This window comes from Luteimonas sp. 9C (assembly GCF_902506295.1).
Classification (GTDB): domain Bacteria; phylum Pseudomonadota; class Gammaproteobacteria; order Xanthomonadales; family Xanthomonadaceae; genus Luteimonas.
In genome coordinates this window covers 2,143,412-2,156,788 of record NZ_LR733312.1, presented here as the reverse complement: position 1 = coordinate 2,156,788, position 13,377 = coordinate 2,143,412, and the positions used below count along the sequence as shown (strand labels likewise).

Here is a 13,377-nt window from a genome sequence, read left to right as displayed (position 1 = left end):
GGCAGGCGACGCGGCGGTGGCTGCCGCGCCGCATGCACGCCCAGCGTCACTGGATCAGGTTGGCCTGCAGCACCGCGGTGTCGGTCAGCAGACCGAAGTGTCCGGTCGCCAGGGTGTAGGTGGCGGTCTCGCCCGGCAGCGTCGAGCTGTGGACGCCGCCGACGGTGCAGACGCCGCCGTAGCAGACGATCTGGTCGATCCAGGATTTGATCGAGACCGTCTTCATGCCCAGCGGCCTGCCGGCCAGCGAGGCCAGCAGCGGGCTGTTGATCGACAGGCCCTGCGCACCGCAGGTCGAGGTCACCACGTTCCACGGATAGGTGCCGCAGCTCCACAGGCCGCGATACGCGCCGGCGATGCCGACGAACGTGGCGACGTCGTTGGCGAGGCCGTAATTGACGATCTGTTTCGCCGCCAGGGTGACGCCCATCGAGTGGCCGATGACGTCGATCTTGCCGGTGCACGAACGCGCGATCGCCTCGACCAGCGCATCGAGCACCGGCGTCTCCTCGCTGCCGCTGTGGTCGTTGCAGGCCGCGCAGGTCTTGCTGCCCCAGCTCGGCCGCAGGATCTCCGACGCGGCCCAGCCGCGGGCACGCAGTTCCACGTAGGTGTTGTCGAACTGCGCCGGCGTGCCGGCATTGCCGTGCACCAGCACCACGGCATCGCGGCACGCGGCCTGGGCGGCCGAGGCGCACGTGGCGGCCAGCAGGATCAACAGCAGTCGGAGCAGCCGCGCAGGGCGGCGATCGGTGCATCGGGTCATCGGACATCTCCCACGGCCCGCAGGCCGCACGCAAGTGGCGCGGCCGGCGGCGCCGGTCGCGATCCGGCCCCGTGGGGGAGATGGCCAGTGCGCGGATGTCAGCACGCGCGCGGCGGGCGCGGCATTGGACCTTCGGCCAGTCGTGACCGGCGACGCGTTCCGGAATTCAGGGCTTCTCGCCGACCCAGACCTGCATTTCGACCGTCTGCAGCAGGCCGTAATTGGTGAGGAACGCGACGTCGGCCGCGTCGCGGCCGTAGGCGACGACGATGCGGCCGCCGCGGGGCGCCGACTGGGTCGCGTCGAAGGTGTACCAGCGGCCGTCGAGATAGGCCTCGAACCAGGCGTGCAGGTCCATCGGCTCCAGGCCGTGCAGATAGCCGACCACCATGCGCGCGGGAATGCGCAGGCTGCGACACAGGGTGATGCCGACGTGGGCGTAATCGCGGCACACGCCAGCGCCGTGCGCCATCGTGTCGAAGGCGTCGGTGGTGGCGTCGCTGACGCCATAGCGGTAGGCGATGTGACGGCGGATCCAGGCAACGATCGCGCCGACCTGGCCGGCGCGCGGGCCGGCCTCGTCGACGATCTGCTGGGCGCGTTCGAACGCGCGATCGCTGGGACAGTAGCGGCTGGGCAGCAGGTACTGCAGGGCGTGATCGGGCAGGGTGGCCGGCGCCATCGGCGCGCTCCACGGGGCGATCGCGATGTCGCGCTCGGTCTCCACTTCGAGTTCGGTGCGGATCCGCATGCGCCCGCTGTGCACGACGAAGCGCTGGCACAGGTTGCCGAAGGAATCGACGAACTCCGTCGGCCGCACGTCGGGATCGAAGGCGTAGTGCTCGCTGACCAGCCACTGGGCATCGCCGCTGCGTGGACGCAGCATCGCGACGACGGCGCAGTCGACCTCCGCTTCGACCACGAGTTCGCAACCGGCTAGCAGGCGCATCGCGCGTCCTGGAAAGGGAAAGGCGCAGCGTGGGCGCCGGGGCGTGTAGCGGGCGTCGCGGTGGCGATGCCCGTGGCGCCGGCGTAGGCTGACGTCTTTCCGTCGTCCGCCAGTCCCAATGGAAGTATCGAACCAGGTGCAGCGCGACATCGATGCAGTCGGCCGCATCGCCGCGGTTCCCAGGATCCTCGAGGTCATCACCCGCACCACCGGGCTGCGCTTCGCTGCGGTCGCGCGGGTGACCGATACGCGCTGGGTGGCCTGCGCCGTGCGCGACGAGGTCGCGTTCGGCCTGCAGGCCGGGGGCGAACTGGAACTGCGCACCACGATCTGCGACGAGATCCGCCAGCACCGCCAGCCGGTCGTGTTCGGCCATGCCAGCACGCACCCGGAGTTCGCCGGCCACCAGACGCCGAAACTCTACGGCCTGGAGAGCTACATCTCGGTGCCGATCCATCGCGCCAGCGGCGAGTTCTTCGGCACGCTCTGCGCGATCGATCCGCTGCCGTCGCGGGTGGAAGCGCCCGAGACCCTGCAGATGATGGAGCTGTTCGCCGAACTGATCGGCGCCCAGCTCGAAAGCGACGAACGCTATGCGCTGAGCCAGGCCGCGCTGCACACCGCGCTCGACGTCGCCAAGCTGCGCGAGCGCTTCATCAACGAAGTGAGCGCCGACCTCAAGGCGCCGATCCAGGCGCTGGTGATGGACGCCTACATGATCCGGACCACCGACGGACTCGACGCCGACCTGCGCGCACGTGTCGTCGCCATGGAGTCCAACCTCTGGCGCATGGCCGCGCTGGTCGGCGGCATCGCCGATTTCGCACACGACCGCCTCGTACCCAGCGCCCCGTTGATCCCGACGTCGGCGACGACGCTGACGGTGGGGCTGCAGCGTGTGCTGTCGGAAGTGGTGAGCACCTATCCGCAGCGTGCGCTGGTGACGGACGTCCGGATCGAGGCCACCGTCGACTGCGATCCGGCGCGGCTCGGCCAGCTGCTGGTGAGCCTCGCGCTCAATGTGCTGCGGCATGTCGATGCGGCGGCCGCGGTGTCGATCGAGGCGCTCACCACCGATGCGCAGCTGGTGCTGACGGTCGCAGCGCCGGGCCTCGTGCTGGCGGGCGACGAACTCGACAGCGTGGCCGGGCCGCTGGCCGGCCGCGGCGGACTGGTGCCTGCGCAGCAGCGCTGGGATTTCTACATCGCCGGCGAGATCGCCCGCGCGCACGCAGGCGAGATCACGGTGGCGGAATCGGCCGGCGTCACGCGACTGGTGTTCGCGATGCCGCTGCGGGCAGTGCCCGCGGACACCGCAGCGCTCGGGACGACCGCCACCGCCTGACGCGCGGCGCTGGCAGGCGCGGTGCTCCCGACGCACGCACGCGCAGGTGCGGATGCGATGCAGAATGGCTGGGGACCGGGCCGTGAATTCACGGCCGGGCGACGATACGGGCGCGAGCGTGGCGGACCCGCCTCCAGGAGCCTCCACCATGAATCAGCCCGCGCAGCAGCAGGACGTGCCCGGCGTCGAGACGCAACTCGATCCGCCCGCCGATCACGGCGAAGACAGCTACCGCGGCAGCGGCCGCCTCGCAGGCAAGGTGGCGATCATCACCGGCGGCGACAGCGGCATCGGTCGTGCGGTGGCGCTCGCGTATGCACGCGAGGGCGCCGACGTGCTGGTGAGTTACCTCAACGAGGATGCCGACGCGCGCGAGACGCAGCGACTGGTCGAGGATGCCGGTCGTCGCTGCACGCTCGTGCCCGGCGACATCGCCGATCCCGCGCACTGCCGCGCGATCGTGCAGCAGGCCATCGACGTCTTCGGCCGCATCGACATCCTCGTCAACAACGCGGCCTACCAGATGAGCTACGACGCGATCGAGGACATCCCCGACGACAAATGGGACTACACCTTCCAGGTCAACGTCGGCGCGATGTTCCACCTGTGCAAGGCCGCGGTGCCGCACATGCAGCGCGGTGCGTCGATCATCAACACCAGCTCGATCAACTCCGACAAGCCCAAGGCCACGCTGCTGCCGTATGCGGCCACCAAGGGCGCGATCGCGAACTTCAGCGCCGGCCTGGCGCAGCTGCTGGCCGACCGGGGCATCCGCGTGAATTCGGTGGCGCCGGGTCCGATCTGGACGCCGCTGATTCCATCGACGATGCCGCCCGACGAGGTGGCGTCGTTCGGCTCGCAGGTGCCGATGCAACGCCCCGGTCAGCCTGCGGAATGCGCGCCGATCTACGTGCTGCTGGCCTCCGACGAGGCGAGCTACATGAGCGGCGGGCGCTATGCGGTCACCGGCGGCGCGCCGATCCTGTGATGCAGCTGAGCGGCACCGCGACGCGGCATCGAAACGTGCTGCTTCTTCACCCCGGCGTGGCGATTCGCGGTGCATATCGTGTCCACCCTGCAATCCAGCAGGCCGGAGACAGCGACGTGGACAAGAACCGCAGCGAAGGCATCAAGAACCAGGTCAAGGGCACCGCGAAGGAAGTGGCCGGCAAGGTCACGGGCAACACTTCGAAGGAAGTCGCGGGCAAGGCGCAGAAGACGGCCGGCAAGGTCCAGAGCGCGGTCGGCAAGGCCAACGACGACGCGCGCAAGGGCCGCTGAATCGGCGGCAGATGTCACGGACGGGCGGCTTCGGCCGCCCTTTTCGTAGGTGCCGGCGAAGCGTCGGACCGATCCGGAGGCAGGGCGATCGGAGTTGCTGTTCTCGGCTCGCCCATGGGTCGCGTCCTAGCGGACCGTTGCAGCGATGCAGATGCGATCGCCGTAAGGCACCGCGCTCAGGGCGCAGTCGCCCGCTCCAGCGCCTGGAGCATCACGAATGCAGCACCGCGCGAAGCGCCACACATGTCCAACGCAGGCCGCAGCGACCCGCAGAACGCAGGCCGTTCCGGACGTCTGAACAGACGGCATCGCAGATGTTCGTCGAGCTGCACGCACGCCACCCCCGCGGGCTTGCCGTCGGGCATGCCCGGAATCGGCGACGTGATCGAAGGCGCGATGCAGCAGGCCGCGCAGCCGTCCCGGCACTCCATGCCGGTCAGCGCGCGCCGCGCACGATGGCCAACGCCAGCAGCACCAGCCCCGCGGCATCGAGCAGTGCCAGCGGCACCGCCAGCAGCGCGAACGTCATCTGGATCTGCGCGGCCGACATGGCTGCATCGATGATGGACGCCTGCAGCAGCGGCCAGCCCAGCATGCCGAGCAGGTTGCCGAGCAGCAGCAGCGCGAAGCCGAGCAGTGCCGCCTTGCGTGATGTCGCCGGGAGCGTGCGGCGCTGCGCGACCAGCGCCAGTCCCACCACGAGCGCGATCAGGACCGGGAGCCGGCTCGGCAGCTGGCCGGCGATCAGCAGCAGGATGTCGCGGACGTCCATGTGCGCGCCTCAGTCCGCATTGACCAGCAGTGCGCTGCGAGCGTGCAGGGACGCGAACACCGCCGCGGTATCGGGTCGAACGCCATGCCAGAGCGCGAAGCTCTCCGCGGCCTGCTCCACCAGCATGCCGAGACCGTCGATCGCGTCGCGGCATCCGTGCGCACGGGCCCAGGCCAGGAACGGCACCGACGCTTCGCCATAGCTCAGATCGACGGCCGCCGTGCGCACGCCGACCAGGGCGCGCGGCAACGACAGCATCGCCCCGCCACGTCCGGCCGACGTCGCATTGATGATCAGCTCGAATTCGCCCAGTTCGTCGAGCCGGTCGAGATAGCGCGGATGCACCCGTCCCGGCTCTCCGAGCGCGTCGGCCAGCGCATCGGTGCGCGAGGCCGTGCGGTTGACCACGTAGAGTTCGCTGATGCCGGCATCCAGCAGCGCCGGGGCCACGCCGCGGGCCGCGCCGCCCGCGCCGACCAGCAGGGTGCGACGGCCACGCAGATCCAGTCCGTGGCGCTCGGTGAGATCGCGGACCAGGCCGGCGCCGTCGGTGTTGTCGCCGTGCCAGGCCTCGCCCTGCCGCACCAGCGTGTTGACCGCACCCGCGCGCTCGGCACGCTCGCTGCGCGTGGAGGCCAGTGCGTGCGCGTGTTCCTTCAGGGGCAGCGTCACGTTCGCGCCGATGCCGCCTGACGCGGCGAAGGCCGCCAGCGCACCGGCGAACGCGTCGGGCGCCGCATCGATGGCCTCGTAGGTGATCGCGATGCCGGTCTGCGCCGCGAACGCGGCGTGGATGCGGGGCGACAGTGAATGCGCGACCGGGTGGCCGAACACGGCAAGGCGGGCAGACGACATGGCTCTCTCGGCAGGCGGCACGCCGGGCTGGCGTCGGCGCAGTCTAGCCGCGCCATGCCGCGGCGGGGGTCATCGCGCGCCGCTCGGACCCGACGCCGCGGTATGGAAAAAAAGTGTCAGGTACATGCACCGGCAGGGCCAAAAAGTTGTATACAACGTCACAGAACCGGTGGCGTGGTACGGCAGGGGGCTCGCCTGTCACCGGAGGGAAGGATGTCGATGCGGTCGGCAGTCGGACGGCATCGTCGTTTGGTCTGGCAGGTTCCATCACTAGGGGATACGTCCGTATGTCACGCATTCGAAAGGTCGGGGTGGCTTCGGCCCTGCTCGGCCTCGCCGTCGTCGCGGTCGCGAGTACCGCGCTTCCGTCCCGTGTCCCGGCCATCGGGAACGCGGTCAATTCCGCCAAGGCCAGCGTCGGCTCGCTGTTCGGCGCCTCGTCTTCCGAAGCGGCCGTTGCGACCGCCGCCGGTGGACGCGTGCTCGCGCCTGTCGCGCCGCCGCAGGCGTCGGACACGCCCGAGCGCTACATCGTCGTCTTCCAGGAGCCTGCACTGGCCGGCTACAAGGGCGAGATCAGTGGGCTCGCCGCGCCGGCGCGCCGCGTCGACGCACGCGGCAAGTCGCGTCTCGACGTCAAGAGCGCGAGCGCGCGCAACTACGTCAACTACCTGCAGGGTCGCCAGTCCGATCTCGTCGGCGCGATGGCGCTGCGCGTGGGCCGTCCGATCGACGTCGAATACCGCATGCAGCACGCGCTCAATGGCGTGATGGTCGAACTGACCACCACCGAAGCGGCGCGCATCGAGCAGCTGCCCGACGTGCAGCTGGTCGAGGCCTACCGCGAGTACGCGCTCGACACCGACACCGGTCCACGCCTGATCGGTTCCGAAGCGGTCTGGAACGGCACCTGGTCCGGTGCGACCGGCCAGTACCAGGGCGAAGGCATCGTCTACGGCATCCTCGACTCGGGCATCAACTTCGGTGCGCCGTCGTTCACGGCGGTCGATCCGGTCGACGGCTACCAGCACGTCAATCCGCTGGGCGCCGGCAACTACCTGGGCACCTGCCGCACGGGTGAGGTCGACGCGGGTCGCTGCAACGACAAGCTGATCGGCGGCTACAACTTCGTCTGCGGCGCGCCGGGCAATGTCTGCGGCCAGCCGAACATCCGCGAAGAACCCGGCTTCGGCGACACCAACGGTCACGGCAGCCACGTCGCCTCGACCGTCGCTGGCAACCGTCGCGATGCGCTGTTCCGCGGCAACACGCGCCGCATTTCCGGCGTCGCACCGCGCGGCAACATCGTCGCCTACGACATCTGCTACACCAACACCGCGACGGGTCAGGGCCTGTGCCCGAACAACTCGGCGGTGGCCGCGGTCAACCAGGCGATCGCCGACGGCATCGTCGACGTGCTGAACTACTCGGTCGGCGGCGGTGCGCAGCCGTGGACCGAGGCCGTGTCGCTGGCGTTCCTCAACGCCACCGATGCCGGCATCTTCGTCGCGTCCTCGGCCGGCAACAGCGGTCCGGGCCCGAACACGATGGGTCACCTCGAGCCGTGGGTGTCGTCGACGGCCGCATCGCAGCACGGTCGCGGTTCGTTCGCGCTCGCCCTCGACGTGACCGGCCCGGGCAACGTGCCCGAACCGCTGCGTCCGGTGCTGGTGGAAGAAGGCACCGGCGGCGTCGCGTTCAACGCCACGATTCCCGGCACGACCCCGCTCCGGGTCAGCGCGCGGATCGACACGGGGGACGACGGCTGTGCGGCCTTCCCGGCCAACAGCTTCCAGGGCGCGATCGCCGTGGTCCGCCGCGGCACCTGCTCGTTCGCCATCAAGGCCGATGCCGCCAGGGCAGCCGGTGCGATCGCGGTGGTCATCGCCAACAACGCGGCGGGCGCCATCATCCCGTCGGTGCCCGGCGCCACGATCCCGGTGTTCGGCATGCCGCAGGCCGATGCCAACGCGCTGCGTGATTTCGTCGCGGCCAATCCCACCGCCACCGCCGGCGTGCAGTACCCGCCGCTGGTACTGCCGAATGTCGCCGATGCACTGGGCGCCTTCAGCTCGCGCGGTCCGGCGGGCACGTTCGATCTGGTCAAGCCCGACGTCACCGCACCCGGCGTGAGCATCCTCGCCGTCATCGCGGGCACCACGATCACCGGCTTCGAAAACGCGGTCGATCTGTACAACGGCACCTCGATGGCGTCCCCGCACCAGGCCGGTGCTGCAGGCCTGATCCGCCAGGCGCGTCCGACGTGGTCGGTGCCCGAGATCAAGTCGGCACTGGCGATGACCGCCAAGACCGAAGTGTTCAAGGAAGACCAGGTCACCGTCGGCACCCCGTTCGACAAGGGCAGTGGTCGCATCCAGGTCGACCGTGCGATCAATGCCGGTCTGGTGATGCACGAAACGAAGGCGAACTACCTGGCGGCCGATCCGGCGCTCGGCGGCAACGTCTCCGCGCTCAACCAGCCGAGCATGGCGAACCGCAACTGCTACAGCAGCTGCACCTTCGTCCGCACTTTCCGCAATCCGCACGGCAGTGCCTCCAGCTGGCGCATCAGCTTCAGCGGCGTCAGCGCGACCGCAACGCCGTCCACGCTGAAGGTGCCGGCCGGCGGCTCGGCTTCGGTCCGCATCACGGTCAACACGCGCGGCATGGCGCCCAACGGCACCTTCAGCTTCGGTGAAATGCGGCTGCAGTCGACCGGTCCGATCCTGGGCGTGCAGCGCGCGCCGCTGACGCTGCCGATTGCGATCGCGATCCAGGCGCCGGTGGTCAAGCTGCCCGATGCGATCTCGCTGGCACTCGCGGCAGGCCGCAGCGGCACCGCGGTCGGTTCGGTCGGCAACACGGGCGGGTCGCCGTTGATCTACTCGATCGACAACACCGGCAATGGTGCGGTGTCGCTGGTCGACAACTCCAGCCTGGGTGTGGCCAGCGGCTTCCGGAACACGAGCTACACCGATCCGGCCACCGCGGGCGCGCAGGCCCAGTACAGCGCCGACGATTTCGTCGTCGAGCGTCCGCTGCAGCTCACCTCGCTGTCGGCGCCGGGCTTCGTGGTCAGCGGCACCGCCCTGACCACGGCCGCGACGTCGCTGACGTGGTCGATCTACCCGGACGCCAACGGCGTGCCGGCAGGCAACCCGACCAGCGGCGTCGGCGCGGCGATCTGGAGCTACACCGCGGCGCCGACCGCGGCGGGCGTGAGTGTCGCCGGGACCGCACTGTCGTTGAACCTGCCGGCAGCCGGCCAGAGCCTCACGCTGCAGCCGGGCCGTTACTGGCTGGTCGCGTCCACGCGGGGCACCTTCGCCAACCGGTTCGCGCAGTACGGTTCGACCGCCGGCAACGGCAGCTTCGCCTCCATCACGGTGGCCGCCAACGGCACGGGTGCATGGGCGTCGAACACCGCCTTCCCGGGTCTGGCGATGACGGTCAAGGGCCTGGTGCCCTGCGGTGCACCGTGGATCGGTGCAGTGACGCCGGCATCGGGCACCGTGCTCAGCGGCGCGACGCAGGCGAACCGCGTGGCCTTGAATGCGGCGGGTCTGGGTGCGGGCCGCCAGCTCGGCTACCTCTGCGTGGCCAGCAACGATCCGGTCACCCCGAAGGCCGCAACGCCGGTGGTGCTGACGGTCAACTGATCGTCTGCTTCAAGGGGTACGAAAACGCCCGGGCTTGCCCGGGCGTTTTCTTTGCCGGGTGACCTCGGCATCGCGACGTGTGGCGGGCGTCGCGCCCGGCGACCGGCCTGTGCGCACAGCAGAACGCCCGGCAGTGCCGGGCGTTCGCGTTGCGCCGGTGCGCGGCGTCGAGCGGCGCGACTCAGCCCGCGCGCAACCACCGTGCGGCGTCGAGTGCGAAGTAGGTCAGCACGCCATCCGCGCCGGCGCGCTTGAAGCCGAGCAGGGCCTCGAGCGCGCACTTGCGCTCGTCGAGCCAGCCGTTGGCGGCGGCGGCCTTGAGCATCGCGTACTCCCCGCTGACCTGGTACGCGAACACCGGCACGCTGAACTCTTCCTTCGCGCGGCGCACGATGTCGAGGTAGGGCATGCCCGGCTTGACCATGACCATGTCGGCGCCTTCGTCGAGATCCTGCGCGATCTCGCGCATCGCCTCGTCCGAGTTGCCGGGGTCCATCTGGTAGGTCGACTTGTCGGCCTTGCCGAGCGCGCCGGACGAGCCCACCGCGTCGCGGAACGGGCCGTAGAACGCGCTGGCGTACTTGGCGGCGTAAGCGAGGATGCGCGTGTGCACATGGCCGTCGGCTTCGAGCGCATCGCGGATCGCGCCAATGCGCCCGTCCATCATGTCGCTGGGCGCGACCACGTCAGCGCCGGCGCGCGCGTGACTCAGCGCCTGCTGCACGAGGGCATCGACGGTGATGTCGTTGACCACGTAACCGGTGTCGTCGGTGATGCCGTCCTGGCCGTGCGAGGTGTAGGGATCGAGCGCGACGTCGGTGATCACGCCGAGGTCCGGGAAACGGGATTTGAGCGCACGGATCGCGCGCTGGCACAGGCCGTCGTCGTTCCACGCGGCCACCGCGTCGAGCGACTTGGCCTCGGGCGCGGTGACCGGGAACAGCGCGAGTGCCGGAATCCGCAGTTCACTCGCGGTCTCGGCGACGCGCAGCAGATCGTCGATCGACAGGCGTTCGACGCCCGGCATCGACGGAATCGCAACGCGGCCATCGGCCTCGTGCACGAACACCGGGTAGATCAGATCGTCGGCGGTCAGCGTGGATTCGCGCATCAGCCGGCGCGAGAAGTCGTCGCGGCGCATGCGTCGCATGCGGGTATCGGGTCGGGTCATGCCGCGGATTCTACGCGCGCGGCCGGTGCAGGGCCTGCGACGCCGGGTCGCAGGCGCGCCCCGCTCAACCGGCGTCGTGGACGCCGTCGATTTCCAGTGCCAGCTCGCGGCGGCAGATCGCCGCATGCAGCACCACACGCGGCAGTCGATCGCCGAAGCGCGCGTCGAAGGCCTCGGCGACGGCAGCGAGGTCGGTCGCATCGCGCACGTAGATCTTCAGCCGCGACCCGGGCCCGAACGCGGCCGGCAGGTCGGGGCGATGCACGCGCGCCGATGCGATCAGCGCATCGAAGTTCGCGAAGGTCTCGTCGAGCTGGGCCAGCAGTTCGCCCTCGTGCTGCGAGGCATGGCCGACGACGCTGGCCGTGCCCGAGAGCATCAGCGGGATCGCGCTGCCGGCCGGTGGCAGCATCGCGCGGGCGAAGCTCGGGGCCTGCGGCCCGTACTGGCGCGGGTACTGGTAGGCGCTGACCTGGCGCGGGTTCTCGACCGGGATGCCCGGCATGCGCGCGGCCAGCCAGTAGACCTGGATCGTGCGGGCGTCGTCGCAGCGGCCGATCGCGGTGGCGGCCGGCAGCTGCGATGTGTCGAACGCGCCGAGCCCGCGCGCGCGGCCCACGCAGAACTGGCGGTAGCGTTCGGTGTCGCCATCGCCGTGGGTGATCGCGTCGAGGTAGTTCCAGATCCGCAGCAGGTGCGGAAATTCGCTCTCGCCGACGAATTGGCTCAGTGCGCGGTAGGCGTGTTCGGCGGCGAGCAGGATGCCGCTGTGGTCGCCTGCGCCGGTGTGGCCTTCGGGTTCGTCGACCTCGATCGCGCCGAACATCAGATGGCCGTCGGTGGACCAGCCGATGTCGCCATCGCGGCCGTGGTGGACGGGCGCCTGGCCCCGCCAGACTTCCAGCGGCGCCGGGCCGTAGGGCTGCAGCGGCACGCGCAGCCAGCGCGGGTCGTCGAGCACCGGCGCGGCGTCGCCGAAGCCCAGCACGGCGAGCACGTCGACCTGCGCGAGGAGATCGGCCGGCGCGGCATCGTCGACGTAGTCGACGCGCAGGCGCGGCAGGGTGACGGGATGTTGCGGCGCCGGTCGGCTCATGGGTTGCCCTCGTGCAGGGTGTCGCCGCGGAAGGCGGTGGCGGCCTGACGGCGCCGGGTCAGCCAGCCGCGCAGTGCCTGCGGCGCGATCGCGACGGCGTTGATGGCGTAGATCAGGCGGAACACGTACAGCCGCCAGCGGACGGCGGCGTTGTCGAAGACGTCGCCGGCGAGCATCGAGATCACCGCCTGCTCGACCTGCAGGTCGTTGCGCGGCGCGGCGAAAAGCCGCTGCATGACCGGCGTGTTGAAGCGGTGGATGAACCAGGTGAAGTGGCGCAGGCCGCGATCGAGCCGCGCCTGCATCGCGCGCTGCAGCGTGGCCTCGCGCGCCGGCGCGCGCAGCGCCGCATCGACCACCGCCGCGCCGCGTTGCGCGCTGTCCATCGCGAGGAACACGCCGGAGGAGAAGATCGGATCGACGAAGGTATAGGCGTCGCCGACCAGCAGCCAGCCGGGGCCGGACATGCGCGTGGCGCCATAGGAATAGTTGCCGGTCGCGTGCACGGGCGCGATGCGCTCGGCACCGTCCATGCGCGCCCACACCGCGGCATTGCCCTGCAGCGTGCGCATCAGCAGCGCTTCATTGTCGAGGCGGCCACTGTCGGCATTGCGCTGTCGCAGGTATTCGGGGAAGCACACCGCGCCGACGCTCATCACGTCGTCGGGCAGCGGGATCAGCCAGAACCAGCCGTGGGAGAAGCGCGCGATGGTGATGTTGCCTGCGTCCACGCCCGGGTGCCGGCGTACGCCGCGGAAGTGGCTGAACAACGCGGCCGACTGGTGCCGGCGGCTCCTGCGCTTGGTGCCCAGCTTCGAGGACAGCACGGTGTCGCGTCCGCTGGCGTCGATGACGTAGCGCGGCCGGAAGTGCAGGCGCGCATCGTCCGGGCCGATCGCGTCCACGCGCGCGGGGCGCCCGTCGGCGCCGAACGCCACGTCGACCACGCGCGTGCGCTCGTGCGTCTCCACGCCGCTGGCCTGTGCATGCGCGAACAGCAGCTGGTCGAACTGGTCGCGGCGCACGTGCACTGCGTAATCGGCCTGCGGCGCGAGGGCGCGGGTGAAATGGAAGACGTGGCTGCGCGTCGCATCGTCGGGCAAGGGAAAATCGGCGCCGGCCTTGTGCACGCCGATTGCGCGGACCTGCTCGAGCACGCCCAGCTCGGCCAGGATCGGCATGTTCATCGGCAGCAGCGATTCGCCGATGTGGAACCGCGGATGCGCGTCCTTCTCCAGCAGTGCCACCGAATGGCCGGCGCGCGCCAGCAGCGTGGCGGCGGTGCTGCCGGCCGGGCCGCCGCCGATCACCACCACGTCGACGTCGCGGGCGAATGCATCGGAACTGTGGGGCACGGGCGCGTGCGGCGTAGGTGTCATCCGGCTGAAATGGGCGGCGGGCAGGCGCGCATCATAACGGCAAGCCCCCATCCCGGCCGGGAGTGCTTGCGCGCGCAGGTCCGATGCCGGATCGTGGCACCCCT

At 70.3% G+C, this 13,377-nt stretch carries 12 protein-coding genes; 4 read left to right on the top strand and 8 right to left on the bottom strand.

Features of this window, described 5'->3' with window-relative positions; genetic code table 11:
- Positions 1–46 precede the first annotated feature (46 nt).
- Positions 47–766: an alpha/beta fold hydrolase gene (locus tag CURTO8I2_RS09855; protein WP_159680789.1), complete on the bottom strand. Its 720-nt coding sequence runs from the start codon at positions 764–766 to the stop codon at positions 47–49.
- Between the two features lie 166 nt (positions 767–932).
- Positions 933–1,715, bottom strand: coding sequence for a transglutaminase family protein (locus CURTO8I2_RS09850; RefSeq protein WP_159680787.1), 783 nt, complete (start codon positions 1,713–1,715; stop codon positions 933–935).
- Positions 1,716–1,833: 118 nt separating this feature from the next.
- Here CURTO8I2_RS09850 and CURTO8I2_RS09845 point away from each other — a divergent pair, with 118 nt between their 5' ends.
- The 3 genes from CURTO8I2_RS09845 (at position 1,834) to CURTO8I2_RS09835 (ending at position 4,341) form a co-directional block, all read left to right on the top strand.
- Complete coding sequence (locus tag CURTO8I2_RS09845; protein ID WP_159680785.1) at positions 1,834–3,060, top strand: GAF domain-containing protein; 1,227 nt, start codon at positions 1,834–1,836, stop codon at positions 3,058–3,060.
- 148 nt (positions 3,061–3,208) lie between these two features.
- Entirely contained in the window at positions 3,209–4,048 is an 840-nt protein-coding gene (locus CURTO8I2_RS09840; protein ID WP_159680783.1) for an SDR family oxidoreductase, read from the top strand.
- A 116-nt stretch (positions 4,049–4,164) separates the two neighbouring features.
- Positions 4,165–4,341 (top strand): CsbD family protein, encoded by a 177-nt coding sequence (locus CURTO8I2_RS09835; protein WP_159680781.1) that lies wholly within the window; start codon positions 4,165–4,167, stop codon positions 4,339–4,341.
- Between the two features lie 176 nt (positions 4,342–4,517).
- Here CURTO8I2_RS09835 and CURTO8I2_RS15445 read toward each other — a convergent pair whose 3' ends face one another.
- The 3 genes from CURTO8I2_RS15445 to aroE are packed head-to-tail and all read right to left on the bottom strand — an operon-like array spanning position 4,518 to position 5,968.
- Positions 4,518–4,772: a YkgJ family cysteine cluster protein gene (locus CURTO8I2_RS15445; RefSeq protein WP_236551061.1), complete on the bottom strand. Its 255-nt coding sequence runs from the start codon at positions 4,770–4,772 to the stop codon at positions 4,518–4,520.
- Positions 4,773–4,777: 5 nt separating this feature from the next.
- Complete coding sequence (locus CURTO8I2_RS09830; RefSeq protein ID WP_159680779.1) at positions 4,778–5,113, bottom strand: hypothetical protein; 336 nt, start codon at positions 5,111–5,113, stop codon at positions 4,778–4,780.
- A 9-nt stretch (positions 5,114–5,122) separates the two neighbouring features.
- Positions 5,123–5,968 carry a shikimate dehydrogenase gene (gene aroE, locus CURTO8I2_RS09825; protein ID WP_159680777.1) on the bottom strand — a complete coding sequence of 282 codons (846 nt, stop codon included), beginning with the start codon at positions 5,966–5,968 and terminating at the stop codon, positions 5,123–5,125.
- Positions 5,969–6,255: 287 nt separating this feature from the next.
- Between aroE and CURTO8I2_RS09820 the strand changes: the two genes are divergently transcribed.
- Positions 6,256–9,627 (top strand): S8 family serine peptidase, encoded by a 3,372-nt coding sequence (locus CURTO8I2_RS09820; RefSeq protein ID WP_159680775.1) that lies wholly within the window; start codon positions 6,256–6,258, stop codon positions 9,625–9,627.
- Between the two features lie 181 nt (positions 9,628–9,808).
- On the opposite strand, the gene hemB is transcribed toward CURTO8I2_RS09820, so the two are convergent.
- From hemB to CURTO8I2_RS09805, 3 genes are all read right to left on the bottom strand, one after another.
- Positions 9,809–10,798, bottom strand: a complete 990-nt coding sequence (hemB, locus tag CURTO8I2_RS09815) for a porphobilinogen synthase (protein ID WP_159680773.1) — start codon at positions 10,796–10,798, stop codon at positions 9,809–9,811.
- Positions 10,799–10,862: 64 nt separating this feature from the next.
- Positions 10,863–11,894 carry a pteridine-dependent deoxygenase gene (locus CURTO8I2_RS09810; protein ID WP_159680771.1) on the bottom strand — a complete coding sequence of 344 codons (1,032 nt, stop codon included), beginning with the start codon at positions 11,892–11,894 and terminating at the stop codon, positions 10,863–10,865.
- The gene (locus CURTO8I2_RS09805) at positions 11,891–13,273 is read right to left on the bottom strand and encodes an NAD(P)/FAD-dependent oxidoreductase (RefSeq protein ID WP_159680769.1); all 1,383 of its coding nucleotides are present in this window, start codon (positions 13,271–13,273) and stop codon (positions 11,891–11,893) included. The genes CURTO8I2_RS09810 and CURTO8I2_RS09805 overlap by 4 nt, the downstream gene beginning before the upstream one ends.
- Positions 13,274–13,377: the final 104 nt, after the last annotated feature.